The organism is Curtobacterium phyllosphaerae (assembly GCF_049341865.1).
Lineage (GTDB): Bacteria > Actinomycetota > Actinomycetes > Actinomycetales > Microbacteriaceae > Curtobacterium > Curtobacterium phyllosphaerae.
In genome coordinates, this window is the sequence record NZ_JBMPIU010000001.1 from 322,270 (window position 1) to 343,906 (window position 21,637).

Sequence of the window (21,637 nt, forward strand, 5' to 3'; positions counted from 1 at the left end):
GATGTTCGCGGAATCAGTCGTGCATGTACGCCCGGGCAACGGAATCCGTCGCGATGATCGAGACTCTGCTCGGCGCCGGGTGACGTCGCACATGACCCTGAACGAACGCGGAACGCAAACTGGGAATACGTTCGGTGTCAGGCCGCTCGCCCGGAGCGGCGCCGAAGGGGTTCCAGCATGAGCAGCAACACTGCATCCGGTCGTCCGACCACCGTCACCGTCTCGTTCATCATCTGGTTCGTGGTGGTGGTGGTGAACATCATCTCCGGCATCATCGGTCTCCTGAGCGGCAACAGCGCGGCCGCGCAGGACAACGTGGGCGTCGCGGTCGGCGGAGCCGTCGTCGCGTTCATCATCGCGATCCTCGAGCTCATCGTCGTCTTCAAGATGCGCGACGGCCGGAACTGGGCCCGGATCGTCCTGCTCGTCCTCGCGATCTTCCAGCTCATCGGCGTCGGCGTCGGCGCTGCGAGCGGTGGGAACGCCTTCGGGTGGATCGGCGCCGTCGCGGTGATCGTCGCGACCATCCTGATGTTCGTCGGCACCCGCGGGTACTTCACCCGCCGCTGACCCCGGCTCCGGCCGGTTCCGCCCCGGTGAGAATGCACGAACACGCAGTGCCGAACCCTCGGCACTGCGTGTTCGTGCATCCTCGGCAGCCCTCCCTCGCCGACGGGTGCCCCGGGGTGGCCCGGGTCAGCCGATGTAGGACATCACGTGCTTCAGGCGGGTGTAGTCCTCGAACCCGTAGGCCGACAGGTCCTTGCCGTAGCCGGAGTGCTTGAACCCGCCGTGCGGCATCTCCGCGACGAGCGGGATGTGCGTGTTGATCCACACGCACCCGAAGTCGAGGTCCCGCGCGAACCGCATCGCGCGACCGTGGTTCGTCGTCCACACCGAGCTCGCCAGCCCGTACTCGACGCCGTTCGCCCACCGGAGCGCCTCGGCCTCGTCCGTGAACCGCTGCACCGTGATGACCGGCCCGAAGATCTCCTCCTGCACGGCGTGGTCGTCCTGCCGCAGCCCGGAGACGATCGTCGCCTCGTGGAAGTAGCCGACGTCGCCCTGCCGGTGGCCGCCGAGCTGCACCGCGGCGTGGTCCGGCAGCGAGTCGATGAACGACGAGACCCGCGACAGCTGCGCAGCGTTGTTGACCGGGCCGAAGAGGACGTCGGGCTCGGACGGGGCACCGGTGCGCGCGTTCGTCGAGGCGTACGCCGTCAGGGCCGCGACGAACTCGTCGTGGATGCCGTCCTGGACGAGCAGCCTCGTGGCCGCGGTGCAGTCCTGGCCGGCGTTGAAGAACCCCGCGGCGACGATGCCCTCGACCGCGGCGTCGACGTCCGCGTCGTCGAACACGATCACCGGCGCCTTGCCGCCGAGTTCCAGGTGGACGCGCTTGAGGTCCGAACTCGCCGCGCGCGCGACCTCCATCCCGGCGCGCACCGAGCCCGTGATCGACACGAGCTGCGGCGTCCGGTGGTCGACCATCGCGGCGCCGGTCGAGCGGTCCCCGACGACGACGTTGAGCACGCCGGCAGGCAGGAACTCCGCGGCGACCTCGGCGAGCAGGAGGGTCGACTGCGGGGTGGTGTCGGACGGCTTCAGCACCGTGGTGTTCCCCGCGGCGATCGCCGGTGCGGCCTTCCACACGGCCATGTTGAGCGGGTAGTTCCACGGCGCGACCTGTCCGACGACGCCGATCGGTTCACGGCGGATGAACGAGGTGTGGTCCGCCATGTACTCGCCGGCGGACTTGCCCTCGAGGTTCCGTGCGGCGCCGGCGAAGAACCGGATCTGGTCGACCGACAGGAGGATCTCGTCCTCGACGAGTGACCCCCGCGGTTTGCCGGTGTCCTGGGATTCGAGGTCTGCGAACTCCTCGGCCCGTGCCTCCATGGCGTCGGCGATCCGGAACAGCGCGAGCTGCCGTTCGGCGGGCGTGGCCGATCGCCACGCGGGGAACGCGGCGGCGGCCGCGCCGTAGGCCGCGTCGACGTCCGCGGCGCTCGACACGGGGGAGGACGCGTACACCTCCTCGGTCGCGGGGTCGATGAGGTCGATGGCGGACGACGCGTCGGCGGCGACGGCAGCACCGCCGACGAAGTTCTGGAGAGTGCGCATGGCCGCGATCCTAGGTCCAGGAGCTTCGTGGACGCAGCCCTGACCACGAAATCCGTTGCCGGATGCTGGAATGGCAACGGATTCCCTTGCAGCGGTGCCCGAACACCTGTCATGCTGTCCGGCATGGCAGTGGCACCACGGCGACCCGGCCCGCTCGACGACATCTCGAAGCGCATCATCGAGCAGCTCCAGGCCGACGGCCGACGCTCCTACGGCGAGATCGGCCGGGCGGTCGGGCTGTCCGAGGCGGCGGTCCGGCAGCGCGTCCAGAAGCTCACCGACACCGGCGTGATGCAGATCGTCGCGGTCACGGACCCGATGCAGCTCGGGTTCAACCGTCAGGCGATGATCGGCATCCGGGTCAGCGGCGACACCCGGACCGTCGCGGACGCCCTGGAGCGGCTCCCGGCCGTGGACTACCTGGTCCTCACCGCGGGCAGCTTCGACATCATGATCGAGGTCGTCTGCGAGAGCGACGACGACCTCATCGAACTGCTCAACAGCCAGATCCGCGCACTCCCGGGCGTCGTCTCCACCGAGACGTTCGTCTACCTCCAACTCCGCAAACAGCTCTACGACTGGGGAACCAGATGACGATGCAGCAGCCCACCCGTCTCGGCTCGTACGACCCGTTCGCCGCCGTCGACAACGACGCGCTCCAGCAGAAGGCGCGCGATCACCTGTGGATGCACTTCGCCCGGCATGGCGGGGTGCAGGCCGGCGCCGAGGTGCCGATCATGGTGCGCGGCGAGGGCCACCACGTCTACGACTCCCACGGCAAGGAGTACATCGACGGCCTCGCGGGGCTGTTCGTCGTCGCCGCGGGGCACGGGCGGAAGCGGCTCGCCGAGCAGGCGGCCAAGCAGGCCGAGACCCTGAGCTTCTTCCCGATCTGGTCGTACGCGCACCCCGCGGCGATCGAGCTCGCGGACCGCCTGGCGGACCACGCTCCCGGCGACCTCGACAAGGTGTTCTTCTCCACGGGCGGTGGCGAGGCCGTCGAGACCGCGTTCAAGCTCGCGAAGCAGTACTGGAAGCTCCGCGGCATGCCGATGAAGCACAAGGTCATCTCCCGTGCGGTCGCGTACCACGGCACCCCGCAGGGCGCGCTCGCGATCACGGGCATCCCGGACATGAAGAAGGCGTTCGAGCCCCTCGTGCCCGGTGGCTTCCGCGTGCCGAACACGAACTGGTACCGCGCGGCCGAGATGGGCTTCGCGGGGGAGACCGAGGAGCAGTTCGGGCTCTGGGCCGCCGAGCGCATCCGCGAGATGATCGAGTTCGAGGGCCCGGAGACCGTCGCGGCGGTGTTCCTCGAGCCGGTGCAGAACTCCGGCGGCGCGTTCACCCCGCCGCCCGGGTACTTCCAGCGCGTCCGCGAGATCTGCGACGAGCACGACGTCCTGCTCGTGTCGGACGAGGTCATCTGCGCGTTCGGCCGCGTCGGCGAGATGTTCGCGTGCGACCGCTACGGCTTCGTGCCGGACATGATCACGTGCGCCAAGGCGATGACGAGCGGGTACTCGCCGATCGGCGCGACGATCATCTCCGACCGGATCTTCGAGCCGTTCGCCACGGGTGACACGACCTTCTACCACGGCTACACGTTCGGCGGGCACCCGGTGTCCGCCGCCGTGGCCATGGAGAACCTCGACATCTTCGAGGAGGAGGGCCTGCTCGAGAACGTGCGGACGAACGCCCCGCTCTTCAAGACCGAGTTGGAGACGCTCCTCGACCTGCCGATCGTCGGCGACGTCCGCGGCGACGGGTACTTCTACGGCATCGAGCTCGTCAAGGACAAGGCGACGAAGACGACCTTCGACGACGACGAGTCCGAGCGCCTGCTCCGGGGGTTCCTGTCGAAGGCGCTCTTCGACGCGGGCCTGTACTGCCGGGCCGACGACCGTGGCGACCCCGTCGTGCAGCTCGCCCCGCCGCTCACCGTCGGCCCCGCGGAGTTCCGCGAGATGACGAGCATCCTGCGGAGCGTCCTGTCCGAGGCCTGGACGAAGATCTGACCGTGGCGAGGCCCTACCGGGACCTCTCCTTCTGGTTCGACGCCCTCGTGACGGCCGGCCGCGACGACCTGACCCCGAGGCCGCCCCTCGACGGCGACACCACCGCCGACGTCTGCATCGTCGGAGCGGGACTCACCGGGCTCTGGACTGCCTACGCCCTGACGGAACGCGACCCGTCCCTGCGGATCGTCATCGTCGAGCAGGAGATCGCCGGCTTCGGCGCCTCGGGGCGGAACGGCGGCTGGTGCTCCGCCCTGTTCCCTCGGTCGGGAGCGGCGCTGGAACGCATGGCGGGCCTCCCGGCCGCGTCAGCGATGCGCGCTGCGATGCGCGACACGGTCGACGAGGTGGGTCGCGTCGTCGCTGTCGAGGGCATCGACTGCGACTTCGTCAAGGGCGGCACCGTGCTCTACGCACGGAGCGCGGTGCAGGACCGCGCCGCGCGCGCGGACGCCGACGGGGCCGCCCGGTACGGCGACCGCATCTCGTACCGCCCCGCGCGGGACGGGGACGCCGCCGGGAGCGTCGGGGTCGCGGTCGACCCGGACTGCGCACGGGTCCAGCCCGCCGCGCTGGCTCGCGGACTCGCGACCGTCCTGGAGGCACGGGGCGTCGTGATCGCGGAACGCACGCCCGCCTCGTCCTGGGCGGAGGCGTCTGCGGGGTCCGGTGCGCGCGTGGTCACCACGAACGGCGTGGTCACCGCGGGCGCGGTGGTGATCGCGGTCGAGGGGTACGGATCGCAGCTGCCGCAGATCCGCCGGAGCGTGCTCCCGCTGTACTCGCTGATGATCGCCACCGCACCGTTGCCGTCCGAGGTCTGGGACCGCATCGGACTCGAGCACGGGCAGACGTTCTCGGACTACCGGCACCTGCTCGTCTACGGGCAGCGGACGGCCGACGACCGCTTCGCGTTCGGTGGCCGTGGTGCCCGGTACCACTGGGGTTCCACGATCGACCCCGCGTACGACCGCGTCCCGCAGGTGTTCGCGCACCTGCGGCAGACCCTCGGCGAGATGTTCCCGCAGATCGGCGACGTCCCGGTGACGCACACGTGGGGCGGGCCGCTCGGCGTGCCGCGTGACTGGTGCGCCTCGGTGACGTGGGACGGCTCGGTCGGACGTGCCGGCGGCTACGTGGGTGACGGGCTGTCGACGACGAACCTCGCCGGGCGGACGCTCGCGGACCTCGTGCTCGGGGTCTCCTCGCCGCTGACCGGGCTGCCGTGGGTGCACCACCGGTCGCCGGAGTGGGAGCCCGAGCCGCTGCGGTTCCTCGGGGCGAACGCCGGACTCGTCGCGACGGGGATCGCCGACCGCGAGGAGTCGCTCACCGGCCGCCGGTCCGTGGCCGCGCGGCTGCTGGGCCCGCTGACCGGCCACTGATCCGCCGGCTCGGTCACAGCGCGCCGAACTGCGCCCGGAGCTCCGCCACGGTCAGGGTCCCCGGCGCCACGTGGTCCCGGGCAGCGACCCTGGCGAGCCGCTGGACGAGGGCGTTCCGCGGCGCGGCGACCCCTGCCGCCCGGGCGATCCGCACGATCTCGCCGTTGAGGTAGTCCGTCTCGATCGACCCGGATCCGCGCGCCATCGACTGCCACGACGACCCGCCGAGCTCGTGCCCGACACCCGGCACGGGCCGGCTGTCGAACATGTCCCCGCGGCGCGCCCGCTCGTCCTCCTCCGAGGTCCACACGATGCCGGCCGCCCGGTACACCGTGACCGCCTCGTCCCGGAGCGCTGCGGACAGGTCCCGGAACGACGCGTCGGGTCCGAGGAGCGCCTGGAGCCCGTTCGCCAGGTTCGACAGCAGCTTGAAGTACTTCCACGGCATGACGTCGTCCTCGAGGTACACGTCGATGCCCGCCGTCCCGAAGTCGTCGCGCAGCGTGCGGAGCAGCAGGTCGTCCCCGACCGACCCGGGGGACGCCGCGGGGACCGGCCCGATCGTCAGGATGCCGATCGTCGGCCCGATCCGGACCACCACCTCTCCGGGCTCGAGCGACACCGCCGGCATCCACACCGTCACGCCGAACACCCGGGCGAAGTAGCGCAGGGCGATCCGCTCCGCCTCGACCCCGTTGAGCGCCGTGAACACCGGCAGGAGGTCCCCGGCGTTCCCGACGACCGTTCCGGACCCGTCGCGGACCGGCGCGTCAGACCACTCGCGGAGGGCCTCGTCCGCCTGGTGGGTCTTCGTCGCGAGGAGGAGCACGTCGTCCGGACGGAGGCCCGCCTCCTCGGGAGCGGTCACGACGGTCAGTGGCACGGTGGTGTCCTCGTCGGGCGTCCGGAGGCGCAGGCCACGGGTCCGGAGGACGTCCGCGCGGTCACCCCTGGCGACGACGAGCGGCGCCTGCGGACCCCGCAGCGTGAGCCGGGCCGCGATGGCTCCGCCGATGGATCCTGCTCCGATGACCACGTACCGCATGCCGATCCTCATCGTGTTCCTGGTGTTCCTGGTGTTCCTGGTGTTCCAGCGGTTCTTCGTGCGGGGGTTCGCACACGGCGGCATCAAGTGACCGGGGGAGGCCCCACGCCGAGGCGGCCGCTGAGCCCGACGGTGGTCAGTCCCGCGCGTTGATGAGGTCGAGGTACCGACCGAAGTGGGGCGTCGGCTCGTCGCGCAGGGCTCGCTGCGCCGGCCAGCAGTCCTGCTCGTCGATGGTCGCGGATGCCCGGTCGAGATCGTGGCTCATGGGTTGCTCCTCCAGATGTGGTGAGGAGTACGACGCCGCCCAAGGCCCGGCCATTCCCGGCGCACCGGGACGAGCAGTCCGCGGCGCGGTCTCCGGCTAGCGTTGGACGATGGACCACGCCGACATCGCCCTCCGCACCTTCGAGCCCGACGACACCGAGTCCGTCGTCGCCCTCTGGACCGAGTGCGGTCTCGTCCGACCCTGGAACGACCCGCGCCGTGACATCGCGCGCAAGCTCACCGTGCAGCCGGACCTGTTCCTCGTGGCCACGCCGTCCGATGCCCCGGAGCGCATCATCGGCGCGGGCATGGCCGGCTTCGACGGGCACCGCGGCTGGGTGAACTACCTCGCCGTGTCGCCGTCGCTGCAGCGTTCGGGCCTCGGCCGCCGCTTCATGGCCGAGTTCGAGCGGCTCCTCACCGAACGGGGCTGCCCGAAGCTGAACCTCCAGGTGCGTGCGGGCAACGAGGCGGTGATCGCGTTCTACGAGACCCTCGGGTACGCCGACGACCGGACGGTGTCGATGGGCAAGCGGCTCATCTCCGATGGCGTCGACCGTCCGGCCTGACCTCGGATCACGACAGCGCGAGCCCGACCGACGCCGCGACGGCCAGGACGATCCCGGCGAGCTGCACCCGCGTCAGGCGCTCCCGGAGCACGACCCCGGCGAGCACGACGGTCCCGATCGGGTAGAGCGCATTGAGGACGCTCATCGTCGGCAGGGTCGACGGGTCGGTGCTCGAGTGCAGCCCGGCCTGGATGAACACGTTGGCGCCGGCGTCGCAGATCCCGCAGAGGGCGATCGACGCCACGAGGAGCGGCGCCCACCTCCGGCGGTCATCCCGCACACGGACTGGAGGCACGGCAGACCCCGGAACGGCACCCGGCATCGCGGGGTCTGCCGCGCCTCCCGACCGCCGGAGGCGTCCCGCGACCACCCCGGTGGCGATCGCCGCGCCGCCCATCAGCACCGCCTGCAGGACGCGCGCGACCACGAGCGGTGCCACGCCGGAGGACGCCGGCGTCTCGTTGAACGCGAGGACCAGTCCGCCGAACGCGGACCCGGCGGCGACGGCGCTGACGATCCCGCGCGCGGTCAGTCGCGCCCCGGAGGTGTCCCGGACCGCCGCGACGAGCACGACCGCGAGCACCGCCACCGCCACCGCGACGATGCCGAGCGCCGAGAGCGGGATGCCCCGCGCGAGACCGACGACCACCGGCACGATCGCGGAGAACACGGCGGTGAGGGGCGAGAGCACGCTCATCGGTCCGATCGCGAGCGCGGCGTAGAGCAGCAGGACGCCGACCGCTCCGCACGCGCCACCGACGAGGCCCCACGTCAGGGCCGACCGGGAGAACGCACTCGGCACCACCGCGAGGCCGACGAGGAGCGGCACGATGCCGACGACGGCGGCCAGCGCCGTGACGACGACCGGTCGGATCCGGCGCGAGGCGAGGCCGCCGAGGAAGTCGGCGAACCCGTAGACGAGCGCGCCGGAGAGTCCGAGGACGACCGTGAGCATGGCACCATCCTGCCGGAGTCGGCGCTCCGGCTCGGGGACCGCCCCCGAACTGGTTCAGGTGCTCCCGCCCGCACCCCGGTACGCTCCGACCGTGAGCGTTCCCTACCATCGCCTCTTCCGGGTCCATCCGCGCTGGCGATGGTGGCGCCCGCTCGTCGCGATCGCGATCTTCCTCGGGCTGTACCTCGTGTCGCAGGTGCTCGTGTCGGTCGGGTTCTTCGCGCCGATCGTCGCGACGTCGGGCATCGAGGGGCTGCGGAAGTTCTCCACGACGTTGCAGAAGGACGCGCTCACGTCGACCGACCCGGTCGTGATCGGTCTGACGCTCGCCTCCCTCGTGCTGCTGCTGCCGGCGATCATGTGGGCGGTGAAGCTGGCGCGGCTCGGCCCGTTCGGGCAGTTGTCCTCGATCCGGCTCCGGATCCGCTGGCGCTGGCTGGCCGCCTGCCTGCTGCCGCTCCTCGTCCTGGCGGTCGTCACGGTCGGGATCCAGTCGTTCGGGTACTTCGCGTTCGACGGCGGACTGCACTGGAACCACGCGGCGATCGGGCAGTCGACCGTCACCATGCAGACGCTCGTCGTCATGCTCGTGATGGTCATCGTGCTCGTGCCGTTCCAGGCCGCGGCCGAGGAGTACATATTCCGCGGGTTCGTCATGCAGGCCATCGGCTCGTGGACACGCACCCCGTGGGTCGGCATCGGCGTCTCGACGATCGTCTTCGCGCTCCTGCACCTGCCGAACGGGTACGACATCTGGGGCATCCTCGACGTCGGCTCCTTCGGGCTCATCGCAGCGCTCATCGTCTGGCGCACCGGCGGGCTCGAGGCGGGCATCCTCGCCCACGCCCTGAACAACACGGTGATCTTCGTCCTGCAGGCACCCGGGTGGTCGCGGGTCGACCGTTCGTCGAGCGACAGCACGTGGCAGGGCGTCCTCGTGACCGTCGGCACGCTCGCCCTCTACTGGCTGATGATCGAGGGCATGGCGCGGTGGACGAAGCTCGAGCGTCGTCGCCCCGGGACCGAGGCGCCGCGGTTCGTCGGACCCGTCCCGCCGTGGGCCGGATCGGCGACCGGCGAGACCCCCGCGGACGGCTGGGACGGCGCGCCCGAGGCCGCCGGTGCTCCCCGCCACGACGCCGGACCCCTGCAGGACGCCGGACCCGCGCGGACGGTCCACAGCGGTGCTCGGGCGGACGACGCGGTCGGCGGTCGCCCGTAGGCTCGGTGCATGAGCTCTCCGGTTCCTCCGACCACCGAGCCCGGCGGAGCCTCCGCGCTCGAGGTCCTGCACCGGGTCTTCGGGTACGACGCCTTCCGTGGGCAGCAGGCCGCGATCATCGACCAGGTCGTCGGTGGTGGTGACGCCCTCGTGCTCATGCCGACCGGTGGCGGCAAGTCCCTCTGCTACCAGATCCCGGCGCTCGTCCGGAGCGGCATCGGCGTCGTCGTCTCGCCGCTCATCGCCCTCATGCAGGACCAGGTCGACGCGCTCGCCGCGAACGGGGTCCGTGCCGAGTTCCTCAACTCCACGCAGGGGCCCGACGAACGACGCCGCGTCGAACAGGCCGTCGTCGCGGGGGACGTCGACATGCTCTACCTCGCCCCGGAGCGACTGCGGCTCGAGTCCACGCGCTCGTTGCTCGACCGGGCCCGGATCAGTCTCTTCGCGATCGACGAAGCCCATTGCGTCGCACAGTGGGGCCACGACTTCCGCCCGGACTACCTCGAGCTGAGCATCCTGCACGAGCGTTGGCCGAGCATCCCGCGCATCGCCCTCACCGCCACCGCGACACCGCAGACCCACCGCGAGATCGCCATGCGACTCGGGCTCGACGACGCCGCGCACTTCGTGGCGGACTTCGACCGACCGAACATCCAGTACCGGATCGAGCCGAAGGCCGCCGCGCTGCAGCAGCTCCTCAAGTTCATCCGGACCGAGCACGCCGGCGACGCGGGGATCGTCTACTGCCTGTCCCGCAACTCGGTCGAGCGGACCGCCGCTGCGCTCGTCGACCAGGGCATCGCCGCGCTCCCGTACCACGCGGGACTCGACGCCGCCGTCCGGGCCCGCAACCAGTCCCGGTTCCTGCGCGAGGACGGCATCGTGATGGTCGCGACGATCGCGTTCGGCATGGGGATCGACAAGCCCGACGTCCGGTTCGTCGCCCACCTCGACCTGCCGAAGTCGGTGGAGGGCTACTACCAGGAGACCGGACGGGCGGGCCGCGACGGTCTGCCGTCGACCGCGTGGTTGGCGTACGGCCTGAACGACGTCGTGCAGCAGCGCCGGCTGATCGACCAGTCCGAGGGCGACGCCGCCCACCGTCGCCAGCTGAGCGCACACCTCGACGCCATGCTGGCGCTCTGCGAGACCGTCGAGTGCCGACGGGTCCGACTCCTCGCGTACTTCGGGCAGCCGTACACCGGCGGGAACGCGACCGCCGGCAGGACCGCGCCTCCGGGCGAGCAGGATCCGCCGGCGTGCGGGAACTGCGACACGTGCATCGCGCCGCCGGAGTCCTGGGACGGCACCGTCCCCGCCCAGAAACTGCTCTCCACCATCGTGCGACTCGACCGTGAGCGCGGGCAGCGGTACGGCGCAGGACACCTCGTCGACATCCTCGTCGGCAAGCGGTCGCCGCGTGTGCAGGAGCTCGGGCACGACTCCCTGACCACGTTCGGGATCGGCGCCGACCTGAGCGAGAACGAGTGGCGCGGGGTCGTTCGGCAGGTGCTCGCCCAGGGCTTCGCGAACGTGTCCGGCGACGGCTACGGCACGCTCGTCCTCAGCCCGACGAGCCCCGACGTCCTGAGCGGTCGGACCACGGTCCGCATGCGCCGCGAACCGCTCCGCACCGACCGACCAGCCCGCGCGACCCGTCGAGCGGCGGCGCAGGTGGACATCCCGGCCGGAGCGCTCCCGGTGTTCGAGTCGCTCCGCGTCTGGCGGAGCGCGCAGGCCAAGGAGCAGAGCGTCCCCGCGTACGTCGTGTTCAGTGATGCGACCCTCCGGGGGATCGCCGCGACACGGCCGTCCTCCCTCGACGAGCTGTCCGAGGTCAGCGGTGTCGGTGCGGCCAAGCTCGAGGCGTACGGCGCCGCAGTGCTCGAGGTGGTCGCCGCGACCTGACCCCGTATGCCCATGCCGGCATGTGGTCGTCGGCCGCGTCGTACACTCGGAACACCCGTCGACCAGCCCGCGACGCGGCGCACGGAGGCAGGCACGGATGACCACGACGACGTTCCTCGGGCGGGCCGTGATCAGCCCGCTCGGCCGGGTGGTTTGGCGACCGGAAGTCATCGGGCGACGCAACGTCCCGACACATGGTCCGGTGATCTTGGCGAGCAACCACCTCTCGTTCATCGACAGCCCCGCGATCACGCTGGTGGCACCGCGCCAGGTGTCGTTCCTCGCGAAGAACGACTACTTCACCGGTACCGGCCTGCGGGGTGCCGTATCGCGGGCGTTCTTCGGCGGCATCGGTGCGATCGGCGTCGAACGCGGCGCCGGGGCTGCGGCCCAGCAGGCCCTGGACCTCGGCCTCGACCTGCTCCGGCGCGACGGCGCGTTCGCGGTCTACCCGGAGGGCACGCGGTCCCTCGACGGCCGGCTGTACAAGGGCAAGACCGGTGTCGCGTGGCTCGCGCTGACGAGTGGGGCACCGGTGGTCCCGGTCGCGGTCACGGGCACCCAGGACGTGCAGCCGGTCGGTGCCCGGTTCCCGAGGCTCGCCCGCGTCCGGATCGAGTTCGGCCGACCGATGGACCTGTCCTCGTTCGGGGAGGCGTCGTCCGGTCGGGCACGACGGCACGCGACGGACGCGGTGATGGCGGCGATCCGCGCGATGAGCGGGCAGGAACTCGCCGGGACGTACAACAACCCGCCGGCGACGTCGATCGTGGAGCGGGTGAAGCGGCTGCTGCCGCACGAGGAACGCGCCTGACGATCTGGAACATGTTCTGCTTGCGTGTGGAATATCAGTTGGGATAGGATCGATCCGAGCACACGACGCTCGCAATCCGACATCCGAAGGACCGTCCATGACCACCACACCGTTGTTCGACGCCATCGCCCGCCGCTCCGACCGCTCCGTCGTCCCCCCGATCGTCCCGTCCGGGTACCGGCCCGCACCGAAGGCGCTGGACGCACCAGCTCGCCCGTCCCGGCCAGCCCTGCTCGCGGCAGCAGTCCAAACCGCCGCCGCGCCGAGGTCACTCGCGCTCTCCGCGGCACTCGTCGCCGAGATCGACGCCATCCCCGCCGTGGTGCGGTGCCCGGATGCGCGGGCCTTCGACGCGGGCGAGGCGGACTCCGCGCGCTTCGCAGGTGCCCCAGGCTCCGCAGGTGCCGCCAGCACGCAAGCCGTGGCCCAGCCCCCGGCACCCGGGTCCGTGTCCACCTCGACCGAGCCCCTCATGCTCTCGAGTGCCGACCGGGTCGTCGTCGCCGCCGCCGGTGACGCCGTGATCCGCCGAGTCGTCCGCTGCATCGACGCCGAGCTCCTCGGTGTCCATCGTCGCCGGGCCGTCGTCGACGCGCTCGGCGATCGACTGACGCAACTCGTCGTCGACACGATCGCGGACGAACTCGACCGCATCGACGACGCCCGCGCCATCCGCCGGTCCTGACACCGACGCGGAGCAGCCGCATGTCGAATCGCCACGCGGCACCCGACCGCGCCCCGGGGAGGAGCGGACGCGACCTGAGAACCTCCGGACGCGCCGGTTCGGAGCGTCGCCGAGCCCTCGCGGCGGAACGACGACCCCGTCCCCGACGGCACCGTCCACGTCGTCGTCGTCCGGGGCTCGCCCCGACCCGGTCGGGTTCGGCTCTCCACGTCCGTCGTGTCCCGGGCACCCGCGGTCTGCCCGCGTCCTCCAGTCGTGGCCGAGCGCTGACCACGGCGGTCGTCACCGTGTGCCTCGTCGTCGGCACGGCATCGCCGCAGGCCGCCCTCGCAGCCCCGGTCCCGGACGTCGGTCCCGATGCCACCCGGCGAACCACCGTGGCGACCCAGTCGTTCACGTCGTCCGCGCCCGGTCCTGCCGCGCCCGACCGCGGCGCCTTCGGGATCGCGGTGCCCGTGGAGCGCCGAGCCGTGGTGCGTCCCGTCGACGGCGCCGTCCCGGACCAGGGCAACTTCGGCACGCGCATCGTCGTCGGCTGCGGCGCATGCTCGACCGACCACCAGGGGACCGACTTCGCCGCACCGACCGGCACCGCGATCCGGTCGGTGCTCGACGGCGTCGTCGTGTCCGCCGGACCGGCCGGTGGGTACGGCAATGCGGTCCTGGTCCGCCACACGAGCGGCCTCGAGACGCGCTACGGCCACATGTCGACGATCGACGTCGCTGTCGGCGAGCGGGTGCGCGCGGGGTCGCGGATCGGTGCGGTCGGCAGCACGGGGATCTCCACGGGCTCCCACCTGCACTTCGAGGTGATCGTCGAGGGCCGGCAGGTCGACCCCGCCCCGTGGCTGCGGGCGCGCGGGGTCGAGTGACCTGGCCGGTGCCGCGCGGGGTCGCGTGACCGGACCGGAGCCGCGCGGCTAGCGTTGTCCGTGACGAGCTCGCAGCGGCGCGCTCGACACGGATGAGAGGACGACGACGCATGCGCGTGACGGTGCTGGGAACTGGTGCGATGGGGACCGGCGTCGCCGGCTCACTCCTGCGGGAGGGGCACGACGTCACCGTCTGGAACCGGAGCACGGAGCGCGCTCGTCCACTTGGCGCGCACGGTGCCGTCCCCGCCGACACCCCGGCCACCGCCGTCGAGTCCGCCGAGGTCGTGCTCCTCACCCTCTTCGACACCGACGCGGTGGTCGACGTCCTCGAACAGGCCGCGGGCGACGCCCCGGAGTCGGCGATCTGGGTCCAGTGCTCCACGATCGGCCTCGAGGGGACCGCGACCGTCGTACAGCTCGCCGCCAAGTACGGCATCACCCTGGTCGAGGCGATGATGCTCGGCACGAAGGGCCCCGCCGAGCAGGGTGCACTCACGATGCTCGCTGCCGGCCCGGCCGAGACCGTCGACGCGATCGGCCCCGTGCTCGACGCGATCGGGGTCAAGACCGTCGTCGCGGGCGAGGAGGTCGGTCAGGGCACGGCGCTGAAGCTCGCCGCGAACGCGTGGATCGCGTCGATCACCGCCGCGACCGCGCAGTCGCTGACACTGGCCGGGGCGCTCGGCATCGACCCCGAGCTGTTCCTGCGCGCCATCGACGGCACCGCTTCGGACTCGCAGTACGCGCACATGAAGGGTGGCGCGATGCTCGCCGACCGGTTCGAGCCGCAGTTCGCACTCGACGGGGTCCGGAAGGACATCCGACTCATGGTCGAGGCGGCCTCGGGCGTCGGGGTGTCCACGACGCTCCTCGATGCCCTGACGACCGTCTACGGCTCCGCGAGTGCGGACGGTCACGGCGACGAGGACATCGCGGCGGTCGTCACGGCGTTCCGACCCGCACGCTGACGTGACGCCGGGGCGCGGGCACCCGACGCGCCAACAGAGCCCCGGTCGGCCGCGGACCACCGGACGGGTGGCCCCGCGCGGGTCGTCCCCGTCCGTCGCGGTGCGCGCTCAGTCGCGTCGGAACCACCGGATGATGGTGGCGCGGATGCGGGAGACGCTCTCGTCGGTGAACGCGTTCGCGAGGTCGAAGGCTTCACGGCCGGGATCGCTCCCCGCGGCGATGCGACGGATGGCGGCGTCGGCCCGTGCCCTCGCGTCGAGCTCGGCGAAGGGCATGCCGTCCTCCGGGTGCATCGACCCGGCGACGTCGGACGCGTCGGACGCGGCGGTGTCCTCAGCGGGTTCGTCCGGCATGCACCGACGATACCTCCGGACCTTCCGGCGTCGCTGACCGTGCCGGACGGGACCGGGGTCGAACGGGACGTCCGTGTCGGAGGTGCCGTGTCCCTCCGCTCCGGATCGGTCAGGCCTGTGGCGCGACGGCGTCGCCGGCGTCCTCGACGACCCGCGTCATCGTCTGCAGGAAGGCCACGACCACCTCGAGGGACTCCGGGGGCATCGCCGCGGCGGCGCGGAGGGTGCGTGTCTCGAGGTCGCGCATCGCGCGCAGGGCACGACGGACCGCGATGCCGCGGGTCGTCAGGGTGACGCCTCGGCGATCGTGCGGGTCGGGGTGGCGTACGACGTGTCCGGCGCGGACGAGGCGGTCGACGAGGGTCGAGGTGGACGCCGCCGTGATGCCGAGGTGCTCGGCCAGCTCCTTCGGAGCGACGCGGTGGCCGGTGCGTTCTCCGTCGCCGATGAGGCGCAGTGCCATGAGGGCCGACTCGCCGACCCCGAGGCTCGTCCTGGCGCGCAGGCGGGCCTCGGCCTCAGCTGCGCGGAACGCCCGCAGCGCGTCGAGGACGTCGGTCCCGGTCACGCGCGCACCCTGGTCGGACCAGTACCCCGGGACGGCGGTGACGGCCTCGGATGTCATGGATCCCATGGTAGACGATCTCGCTAGGCTGTCTAGCAATTCGGCGAACCGCCCCAGTCTCGCTGGAGGACGACGCCGTCAGCTGGTGCGGTCCGCGACCACCTCGTCGCGGGTCAGATCGGTACGGATCTCGGCGCGCGCCCGCCGGGTGCCGACGATGGGGATCGCGTGCGTGATCGCGAGGTGGAGCAGGGTGTCCGGCTCGTACCGGACCCGCAGGTGCTCCCAGCGCAGGAGCCACACGACCGCGATCGCGAGCGCCACGAAGCCCGAGGCCGCACCGACGCCGAGTGCCCAGCGCGGCCCGAACGAGTCCGCGACCCAGCCGACGATCGGCGCGCCGATGGGCGTCCCACCGGCGAAGATCGCCATGTACAGCGCCATCACCCGGCCGCGCATCGCTGCCGAGGTCGTCGTCTGCACCATCGCATTCGCCGTGGTCATGAACGTGAGCGAGCACAGCCCGACGAAGACCAGCACGACCGCGAACGACCAGTAGGTGGGCATCACGGCGGCGACGGCGCAGGCGACACCGAACCCGAGGGACGCGATCACGAGCAGCCGCATCCGGGGCTTGTCCCGGCGTGCGGACAGGAGCGCCCCGGCCACCGAACCGATCGCCATGACCGTGTTCAACAGCCCGAACTCGCCGGCACCGCGGTGGAACTCCACCCGCGCCATCGTCGAGGTGAAGATCGGGAAGTTCACCCCGAACGTGCCGACGACGAAGATCATGCAGAGGATCACGACGATGTCGGGGCGGCCCCGGACGTACCGGAAGCCGTCGCGGATCTGTCCCTTGGCACGGGGTGGGCGGACGCGTTGCCCGAGCTGCGCCGGGTCGACGAACTTGAGTGCGATGAGCACCGCCGCGAAGGTCAGCGCGTTGATGAAGAACACCCATCCGGTCCCCACCACGGTGATCAGGACGCCGGCGACGGCGGGTCCGATGAGCCGGGCTCCGTTGAACGAGGCGGAGTTCAGCGCGACCGCGTTCGAGACGTGCTCGCCGGTGACGACGTCGGACACGAACGACTGGCGGACCGGGGCGTCGAACGCGGCGACGACGCCGAGCGCGAGCGCGAACCCGTAGACGTTCCAGAGGTTCGCCTGTCCCACCAGCACGACGATGGCGAGCCCCATGCCGAGCAGGCCCATGAGCGTCTGCGTGAGCATCAGCATGCGACGGCGGTCGAACCGGTCGGCGACGAGTCCGGTCCACGGCATGAGGAGGAGCTGCGGACCGAACTGCAGGGCCATCGTCACGCCGACCGCGACGGCGTCGTCGTGGGTCAGCTGCGTCAGGACGATCCAGTCCTGTGCGGTCCGCTGCATCCATGTCCCGATGTTCGACACGAGGGCACCGGCGAACCAGATGCGGTAGTTGCGGCCCGAGAGGGACCTGAACATGGCGGTCACCGGTCGGTCAGCCCCCGCATGATCTCGGTGGCCTCGGCCAGGGTGCGACGCTCGGACGGGGTCAGCTCGGCCAGGCGCGGCGCGAGCCAGCCGTCACGTCGGCGTCGGGTCTCGAGCACGAACGCGCTCCCCGCCGCGGTGGCGCTCAGCAGTACCTTGCGCCGGTCGAGGTCATGGTCCGTCTTCACGACGAGGTCGCGGTCGAGGAGCACCGCGACCGTCTTCGTCATCGAGGGTGGGGTCACGCCCTCGGCGCTGCTGAGCTCGGCGAGCGACATCGGGCCCCGTCGGTGCAGCTGCGCGAGGGCGGCGAACTGCCCGTCGGTGACCGACGTGTCGGCTTTCTGGTTGCGGAGCGTCCGGGAGAGGCGGTTCACCGCGATCCGGAGGTCGGTGCTGAGGCTCGCGTGCGGGAGCGCGCGGTCTGTCCGCGCTCCGGCTCGCTGGTCAGTGGTGGACATATCGTTAGCCTAACAAATGAGTTGGGCGAACGACACCATGGCGGTCGTACGAGGTCGGGGGACCCGGGGAATGTCCGGATCCCCGGCGTCAGTGGAACTGCGGGATGGTCAGCCAGATGCCGAACAACACCGCCGCGGCACCGACGGCGAAGCAGAGCCCGGCACCCGCGAGGGCGATCGGTGGGGTCTTCCCGGTGCGGGCGGACTCCTCGGCGTACTGCGTGTGCTCCCCGTTCGGGTCCGCCGGCTGCCCGAGCCCGAGGAGCCGGAGGCCGAGCGTGTAGACCACCACGAGGCCGACGGCGGCGACGAACCCGACGAAGAACACCTCGGCGATCGCGCCCCAGTCGATGGTGAAGCCGTTCATGGTCAGCGCTCCTGTCCTGCCGCGGCGGTGCCGGTGGTGGCGCTGGCGGCGACGGGCTCGCGCTCGTCGTCCTGCGCCGCGACGTCTGCGCCCGTGATCGGCTTCCGGCGGGACAGCATCCAGAACGTCAGGCCCGCAGCGAGCGCGAGCACCGCGACGACGACGAGGCCGATGGTCGACCCGGAGGCGATCCACGTCGCGAGCCCGCCGACGAGCGCCGCGGCCGGCAGGGTGACCACCCAGGCCACGACGATCCGGCTCACGACGTTCCAGTGCACGTCCGCGAGCTTCTTGCCGAGTCCCGAGCCGATCACCGAACCGCTCGTGACGTGCGTGGTGCTGAGCGCGAAGCCGAGATGGCTCGAGATCAGGATGGTGGCGGCGCTCGACGTCTCCGCCGCGAAGCCCTGCGGGGACTGCACGTCGGAGATCCGCTTGCCGACGGTCTGCATGATGCGCCAGCCGCCGAGGTACGTGCCGAGGCCGATCGCGAGGCCGCATGCCAGGATCACCCAGAGGTCGGGACCCGTCCCGGACTTCTGGTAGCCCGCGGCGATCAACGTGAGGGTGATGACGCCCATGGTCTTCTGCGCGTCGTTCGTGCCGTGCGCCAGGGACACCAGCGACGCCGAGATCGTCTGCCCGTGCCGGAACCCCGTCGCGGCGCCGTGCGTCGTCGCGTTCCGGGTCATCCGGTAGGCCAGGTACGTCGCGACGAGGGCGATCACACCCGCGATGACCGGGGAGAACAGCGCCGGGAGCACGATCTTCGACAGCACCGTCGTCCAGGACACCGCCCCGAACCCGGACCCGATGATCGCGGCGCCGATGAGCCCGCCGAACAGCGCGTGCGTCGAACTCGACGGCAGGCCGAAGTACCAGGTCGCGAGGTTCCAGAGCACCGCTCCGACGAGCCCCGCGAAGATCATCGTCGGCGTGATCTGGACGCCGCTCCCGCCCTCCTTGATGATGCCCTGCGACACCGTGGACGCGACCTCCGTCGAGAGGAACGCACCGACGAGGTTGAGGACGGCCGAGATGAGGACGGCGGTGCGGGGCTTCAGGGCCCCGGTCGCGACGGACGTGGCCATCGCGTTGGCGGTGTCGTGGAACCCGTTCGTGAAGTCGAAGACCAGAGCGACGACGATCACGAGGGCCACGATGACGAACACGCTCATGCTGCCTCCGATCGGGTCCGGCGTCCGCGTGTCGGGCGGGTCGGCCGGTCGAGCGCCACGCTAGGCCGGTCGTCGGCCCGCCCGGGTGAACGGGGGATGAACAAGCCCGGGAGGCGCGGATCGCGACGTTCCCGTGCCGCGCGACCACGGGCCTCCAGTCCGGCGTGAGCCGTGCGATTGCCGGGCCGGGGTCGGGCTGCGAGGATGGCCGCGTGTCGACCTTCTCCGCCGCCCGAGGCGACTCTTCGTTCGTCGACGCCCACGGCGTCGAGATCGTCTACTCCACGTGGCGCGCCGCGGCGCCGCGGGCGATCGTGCAGATCGCGCACGGTGTCGGCGAGCACGGGCTGCGGTACGAGCCGCTCGCGCAGGACCTCGTGCGGGCCGGGTACACCGTGCACGCGAACGACCACCGCGGGCACGGGCGGACCGGGATGCGGCAGTTCTCGGACGATCGTTCGCAGCTCGGGCACCTCGGTCCGGGTGGGCTCCGAGCGGCGATCGACGCCGTGCGGATGATGTCCTCGGTCGCGCGGTCCGACGACCCGGGCGTGCCGCTCGTGCTGCTCGGACACTCGTGGGGCTCGCTCATGGCCCAGCGGATCGTGAACACGCACAGCGACGACTACGACGGTGTGGTGTTGTCCGGCTCTGCGTACCGGGTGCCGGGTTTCATGAACGGCGGTGACCTCAACAAGCGGCACGCGTCGCTCGGACCGACGAGGTTCGAGTGGCTGACGCGCGACCGGGCCGCGATCGAGCGGTTGGCCGCTGATCCGCTCGCGGTGGAGGCCGACGTCATCGGGCTGTTCGGGCTCGCCGACACGCTGCGGCTGCTCGGGGTGCCGCGCCGGGGGATCCCGCACGACGTCCCGATGCTGCTGCAGGTCGGTGGCGACGATCCCCTCGGCGGGCCCCGATCCGTGTCCCGGCTCGCACGTGCCTACCGGGGGCGCGGGGGGCTGTCGGACGTGACCGTCCGGGTGTACGAGGACGCCCGGCACGAGGTCTACAACGAGATCAACCGGGACGAGGTCGTCGGGGACCTGGTGGCCTGGCTCGGCGCCCGGTTCTGAGGCCGGTCCAGGGTCGGCGGTTCCGGGGCGGGTCGGCGGTTCCGCGGTTCGGCGGTTCGGCGGTTCCGCCGAGAATGCGCAAACCCGGAGTGGGACCGGCCCCGGACTCCTGGATTCTGCGTTCTCGGCGGGCACCGAGTCCTCCCCAGGGGCGTCCGAGGCAGTCGCCGTCCACAGCTCGAGCGGATCGCTCCCCACGGCGACCCGCGAACGTCCAGCCTGTCCGGATGAACACTCGACGACCCCTCCCGCCCCGACTCGCCGCGGAGCCGTTCCGTGTGGCCCGCGCACGAGACCTCGGGGTCCGACCGTGGCGGCTCGACGCCCTGGACCTCCGCGCACCGCATCACGGCGTCCGCGTCCCGGCCTCGATCTCGGACGATCGGGATCACCGACTCCGGTCCCTCCTGCCCGTGATGCGCGCCGACCAGTGCTTCTCGCACACGACCGCCGCGTGGGTGCTCGGGCTGCCGGTGCCCGAGCGCTGCCGCTCCGACCCCGCCGTCCACGTCTCGTCGATCGGTGCGACCAGCGCGATGCGGCGTCGGGGGGTCGTCGGGCACACCGCCACGGCGACGCGGATCGTGGTGCGTCGTGGCCTCCCGGTCAGTGCGCCGATCGACACCTGGCTGGCGCTCGGCAGCATGCTGTCGGTGACCGAACTCGTCGTGGTCGGGGACGCCCTCGTCGGGGACTCGATGGCGGTGGCCGAGCCGAGCGACCTCGCGGACGCCGTCGCGACCGGGAGTCCTCGTGGTGTGACCCGGTTGCGCGCTGCGGCCGACCAGGTGGTCAGCGGGTCCGAGTCGCCGAAGGAGACCGAACTCCGGCTGGCCCTGCCGGAGCACATCCGATCGCGGTTCGGGCCGAAGGTGCGGGTGTTCATGGCTGGCCGGTATCTCGGACGGCCCGATCTCGTGGCGGCGTCGGCGTTGCTCGCGATCGAGTACGAGGGCGACCACCACCGGACCGACACCGCGGTGTTCCGGCAGGACATCGCCCGGCGGGAGCGCTTCGAGGACGCGGGCTGGCGCGTCGTCCGGGCCACACAGCGGGACCTCGACGCGGGCAGGGCGGAGTTCATCGCCCGCGTGCGGTGGCTGCTGTCGACGAGATCGTCCGGGCACCGGCTGGCCGAGGAGCACCGTCGAGGCCGGCTGTGGGCCGTCCGGGGCTGACGTCCGTGGCGAACAACCGTGGCCGACGTCCGTGGCCGAGGACGCGCGATCTCGGGGTGGACCGGTCCCGTACGCCTCGAACGTGCAATCTCGAGGCACAGGCGGGCGGCGGGACGGCGGACTGGAGGGGCGGCCCGGGTC

23 protein-coding genes are annotated in these 21,637 nt (G+C 71.6%); 13 read left to right on the forward strand and 10 right to left on the reverse strand.

All coding sequences use genetic code 11. The features are described 5' to 3' along the window. Window positions 1–177 precede the first annotated feature (177 nt). Window positions 178–570, forward strand: coding sequence for a hypothetical protein (locus ACO0E0_RS01505; RefSeq protein ID WP_422869633.1), 393 nt, complete (start codon window positions 178–180; stop codon window positions 568–570). Window positions 571–696: 126 nt separating this feature from the next. Here ACO0E0_RS01505 and ACO0E0_RS01510 read toward each other — a convergent pair whose 3' ends face one another. Next, the gene (locus tag ACO0E0_RS01510) at window positions 697–2,124 is read right to left on the reverse strand and encodes an aminobutyraldehyde dehydrogenase (protein ID WP_422869634.1); all 1,428 of its coding nucleotides are present in this window, start codon (window positions 2,122–2,124) and stop codon (window positions 697–699) included. A gap of 123 nt (window positions 2,125–2,247) precedes the next feature. Between ACO0E0_RS01510 and ACO0E0_RS01515 the strand changes: the two genes are divergently transcribed. From ACO0E0_RS01515 to ACO0E0_RS01525, 3 genes are read left to right on the forward strand one after another with little or no spacing between them, the layout of a single operon-like run. Beyond that, a complete protein-coding gene (locus tag ACO0E0_RS01515; protein WP_422869635.1) occupies window positions 2,248–2,718 on the forward strand; it encodes an Lrp/AsnC family transcriptional regulator in 471 nt (156 codons plus the stop codon). A gap of 2 nt (window positions 2,719–2,720) precedes the next feature. After that, complete coding sequence (locus ACO0E0_RS01520; RefSeq protein WP_422869636.1) at window positions 2,721–4,142, forward strand: aspartate aminotransferase family protein; 1,422 nt, start codon at window positions 2,721–2,723, stop codon at window positions 4,140–4,142. A 2-nt stretch (window positions 4,143–4,144) separates the two neighbouring features. Continuing rightward, complete coding sequence (locus ACO0E0_RS01525; RefSeq protein ID WP_422869637.1) at window positions 4,145–5,527, forward strand: NAD(P)/FAD-dependent oxidoreductase; 1,383 nt, start codon at window positions 4,145–4,147, stop codon at window positions 5,525–5,527. Window positions 5,528–5,540: 13 nt separating this feature from the next. On the opposite strand, the gene ACO0E0_RS01530 is transcribed toward ACO0E0_RS01525, so the two are convergent. Together ACO0E0_RS01530 and ACO0E0_RS01535 are read right to left on the reverse strand one after the other, a co-directional pair. Further along, window positions 5,541–6,572 (reverse strand): ketopantoate reductase family protein, encoded by a 1,032-nt coding sequence (locus ACO0E0_RS01530; RefSeq protein ID WP_422869638.1) that lies wholly within the window; start codon window positions 6,570–6,572, stop codon window positions 5,541–5,543. A 136-nt stretch (window positions 6,573–6,708) separates the two neighbouring features. Then, window positions 6,709–6,840: a hypothetical protein gene (locus tag ACO0E0_RS01535; protein WP_422869639.1), complete on the reverse strand. Its 132-nt coding sequence runs from the start codon at window positions 6,838–6,840 to the stop codon at window positions 6,709–6,711. Window positions 6,841–6,949: 109 nt separating this feature from the next. On the opposite strand from ACO0E0_RS01535, the gene ACO0E0_RS01540 reads away from it, so the two are divergent. Continuing rightward, the gene (locus ACO0E0_RS01540) at window positions 6,950–7,408 is read left to right on the forward strand and encodes a GNAT family acetyltransferase (protein WP_422869640.1); all 459 of its coding nucleotides are present in this window, start codon (window positions 6,950–6,952) and stop codon (window positions 7,406–7,408) included. A 7-nt stretch (window positions 7,409–7,415) separates the two neighbouring features. On the opposite strand, the gene ACO0E0_RS01545 is transcribed toward ACO0E0_RS01540, so the two are convergent. After that, a complete protein-coding gene (locus ACO0E0_RS01545) occupies window positions 7,416–8,363 on the reverse strand; it encodes an EamA family transporter (protein WP_422869641.1) in 948 nt (315 codons plus the stop codon). Between the two features lie 91 nt (window positions 8,364–8,454). Here ACO0E0_RS01545 and ACO0E0_RS01550 point away from each other — a divergent pair, with 91 nt between their 5' ends. The 6 genes from ACO0E0_RS01550 to ACO0E0_RS01575 all read left to right on the forward strand — a co-directional run bounded on the left by ACO0E0_RS01550 (window position 8,455) and on the right by ACO0E0_RS01575 (window position 14,838). Continuing rightward, window positions 8,455–9,585 carry a CPBP family intramembrane glutamic endopeptidase gene (locus tag ACO0E0_RS01550; protein ID WP_422869642.1) on the forward strand — a complete coding sequence of 377 codons (1,131 nt, stop codon included), beginning with the start codon at window positions 8,455–8,457 and terminating at the stop codon, window positions 9,583–9,585. A gap of 9 nt (window positions 9,586–9,594) precedes the next feature. Further along, entirely contained in the window at window positions 9,595–11,496 is a 1,902-nt protein-coding gene (recQ, locus tag ACO0E0_RS01555) for a DNA helicase RecQ (protein WP_422869643.1), read from the forward strand. A gap of 97 nt (window positions 11,497–11,593) precedes the next feature. Further along, window positions 11,594–12,310, forward strand: coding sequence for a lysophospholipid acyltransferase family protein (locus ACO0E0_RS01560; RefSeq protein WP_422869644.1), 717 nt, complete (start codon window positions 11,594–11,596; stop codon window positions 12,308–12,310). A 97-nt stretch (window positions 12,311–12,407) separates the two neighbouring features. After that, the gene (locus tag ACO0E0_RS01565) at window positions 12,408–12,995 is read left to right on the forward strand and encodes a hypothetical protein (protein WP_422869645.1); all 588 of its coding nucleotides are present in this window, start codon (window positions 12,408–12,410) and stop codon (window positions 12,993–12,995) included. A gap of 287 nt (window positions 12,996–13,282) precedes the next feature. After that, window positions 13,283–13,867 (forward strand): M23 family metallopeptidase, encoded by a 585-nt coding sequence (locus ACO0E0_RS01570; RefSeq protein ID WP_422869646.1) that lies wholly within the window; start codon window positions 13,283–13,285, stop codon window positions 13,865–13,867. A gap of 110 nt (window positions 13,868–13,977) precedes the next feature. Then, window positions 13,978–14,838 (forward strand): NAD(P)-dependent oxidoreductase, encoded by an 861-nt coding sequence (locus ACO0E0_RS01575; RefSeq protein ID WP_422869647.1) that lies wholly within the window; start codon window positions 13,978–13,980, stop codon window positions 14,836–14,838. Between the two features lie 108 nt (window positions 14,839–14,946). Here the strand turns inward: ACO0E0_RS01575 and ACO0E0_RS01580 are convergent, their stop codons facing one another. From ACO0E0_RS01580 to ACO0E0_RS01605, 6 genes are all read right to left on the reverse strand, one after another. Beyond that, the gene (locus tag ACO0E0_RS01580; RefSeq protein WP_422869648.1) at window positions 14,947–15,192 is read right to left on the reverse strand and encodes a hypothetical protein; all 246 of its coding nucleotides are present in this window, start codon (window positions 15,190–15,192) and stop codon (window positions 14,947–14,949) included. A 109-nt stretch (window positions 15,193–15,301) separates the two neighbouring features. After that, window positions 15,302–15,817 (reverse strand): MarR family winged helix-turn-helix transcriptional regulator, encoded by a 516-nt coding sequence (locus ACO0E0_RS01585; protein WP_422869649.1) that lies wholly within the window; start codon window positions 15,815–15,817, stop codon window positions 15,302–15,304. Window positions 15,818–15,895: 78 nt separating this feature from the next. Further along, window positions 15,896–17,236 carry an MFS transporter gene (locus tag ACO0E0_RS01590; protein WP_422869650.1) on the reverse strand — a complete coding sequence of 447 codons (1,341 nt, stop codon included), beginning with the start codon at window positions 17,234–17,236 and terminating at the stop codon, window positions 15,896–15,898. Then, a complete protein-coding gene (locus ACO0E0_RS01595) occupies window positions 17,233–17,697 on the reverse strand; it encodes a MarR family winged helix-turn-helix transcriptional regulator (protein ID WP_422869651.1) in 465 nt (154 codons plus the stop codon). The genes ACO0E0_RS01590 and ACO0E0_RS01595 overlap by 4 nt, the downstream gene beginning before the upstream one ends. A gap of 88 nt (window positions 17,698–17,785) precedes the next feature. Continuing rightward, window positions 17,786–18,064 carry a hypothetical protein gene (locus tag ACO0E0_RS01600; RefSeq protein ID WP_422869652.1) on the reverse strand — a complete coding sequence of 93 codons (279 nt, stop codon included), beginning with the start codon at window positions 18,062–18,064 and terminating at the stop codon, window positions 17,786–17,788. Between the two features lie 2 nt (window positions 18,065–18,066). Further along, the gene (locus ACO0E0_RS01605) at window positions 18,067–19,242 is read right to left on the reverse strand and encodes an inorganic phosphate transporter (RefSeq protein ID WP_422869653.1); all 1,176 of its coding nucleotides are present in this window, start codon (window positions 19,240–19,242) and stop codon (window positions 18,067–18,069) included. Between the two features lie 212 nt (window positions 19,243–19,454). On the opposite strand from ACO0E0_RS01605, the gene ACO0E0_RS01610 reads away from it, so the two are divergent. Together ACO0E0_RS01610 and ACO0E0_RS01615 are read left to right on the forward strand one after the other, a co-directional pair. Beyond that, window positions 19,455–20,318 (forward strand): alpha/beta fold hydrolase, encoded by an 864-nt coding sequence (locus ACO0E0_RS01610; protein WP_422869654.1) that lies wholly within the window; start codon window positions 19,455–19,457, stop codon window positions 20,316–20,318. A 227-nt stretch (window positions 20,319–20,545) separates the two neighbouring features. After that, window positions 20,546–21,496 carry a hypothetical protein gene (locus tag ACO0E0_RS01615; RefSeq protein WP_422869655.1) on the forward strand — a complete coding sequence of 317 codons (951 nt, stop codon included), beginning with the start codon at window positions 20,546–20,548 and terminating at the stop codon, window positions 21,494–21,496. The last annotated feature ends 141 nt before the right edge of the window (window positions 21,497–21,637 follow it).

Bases quoted from the DNA above. Each gene is read 5' to 3' on its own strand.
- ACO0E0_RS01505 (WP_422869633.1), top strand. From the start codon at position 178: ATGAGCAGCAACACTGCATCCGGTCGTCCGACCACCGTCACCGTCTCG.
- ACO0E0_RS01510 (WP_422869634.1), bottom strand. From the start codon at position 2,124: ATGCGCACTCTCCAGAACTTCGTCGGCGGTGCTGCCGTCGCCGCCGAC.
- ACO0E0_RS01515 (WP_422869635.1), top strand. From the start codon at position 2,248: ATGGCAGTGGCACCACGGCGACCCGGCCCGCTCGACGACATCTCGAAG.
- ACO0E0_RS01520 (WP_422869636.1), top strand. From the start codon at position 2,721: ATGCAGCAGCCCACCCGTCTCGGCTCGTACGACCCGTTCGCCGCCGTC.
- ACO0E0_RS01530 (WP_422869638.1), bottom strand. From the start codon at position 6,572: ATGCGGTACGTGGTCATCGGAGCAGGATCCATCGGCGGAGCCATCGCG.
- ACO0E0_RS01535 (WP_422869639.1), bottom strand. From the start codon at position 6,840: ATGAGCCACGATCTCGACCGGGCATCCGCGACCATCGACGAGCAGGAC.
- ACO0E0_RS01540 (WP_422869640.1), top strand. From the start codon at position 6,950: ATGGACCACGCCGACATCGCCCTCCGCACCTTCGAGCCCGACGACACC.
- ACO0E0_RS01545 (WP_422869641.1), bottom strand. From the start codon at position 8,363: ATGCTCACGGTCGTCCTCGGACTCTCCGGCGCGCTCGTCTACGGGTTC.
- recQ (WP_422869643.1), top strand. From the start codon at position 9,595: ATGAGCTCTCCGGTTCCTCCGACCACCGAGCCCGGCGGAGCCTCCGCG.
- ACO0E0_RS01560 (WP_422869644.1), top strand. From the start codon at position 11,594: ATGACCACGACGACGTTCCTCGGGCGGGCCGTGATCAGCCCGCTCGGC.
- ACO0E0_RS01565 (WP_422869645.1), top strand. From the start codon at position 12,408: ATGACCACCACACCGTTGTTCGACGCCATCGCCCGCCGCTCCGACCGC.
- ACO0E0_RS01575 (WP_422869647.1), top strand. From the start codon at position 13,978: ATGCGCGTGACGGTGCTGGGAACTGGTGCGATGGGGACCGGCGTCGCC.
- ACO0E0_RS01580 (WP_422869648.1), bottom strand. From the start codon at position 15,192: ATGCCGGACGAACCCGCTGAGGACACCGCCGCGTCCGACGCGTCCGAC.
- ACO0E0_RS01585 (WP_422869649.1), bottom strand. From the start codon at position 15,817: ATGACATCCGAGGCCGTCACCGCCGTCCCGGGGTACTGGTCCGACCAG.
- ACO0E0_RS01595 (WP_422869651.1), bottom strand. From the start codon at position 17,697: ATGTCCACCACTGACCAGCGAGCCGGAGCGCGGACAGACCGCGCGCTC.
- ACO0E0_RS01600 (WP_422869652.1), bottom strand. From the start codon at position 18,064: ATGAACGGCTTCACCATCGACTGGGGCGCGATCGCCGAGGTGTTCTTC.
- ACO0E0_RS01605 (WP_422869653.1), bottom strand. From the start codon at position 19,242: ATGAGCGTGTTCGTCATCGTGGCCCTCGTGATCGTCGTCGCTCTGGTC.
- ACO0E0_RS01615 (WP_422869655.1), top strand. From the start codon at position 20,546: ATGAACACTCGACGACCCCTCCCGCCCCGACTCGCCGCGGAGCCGTTC.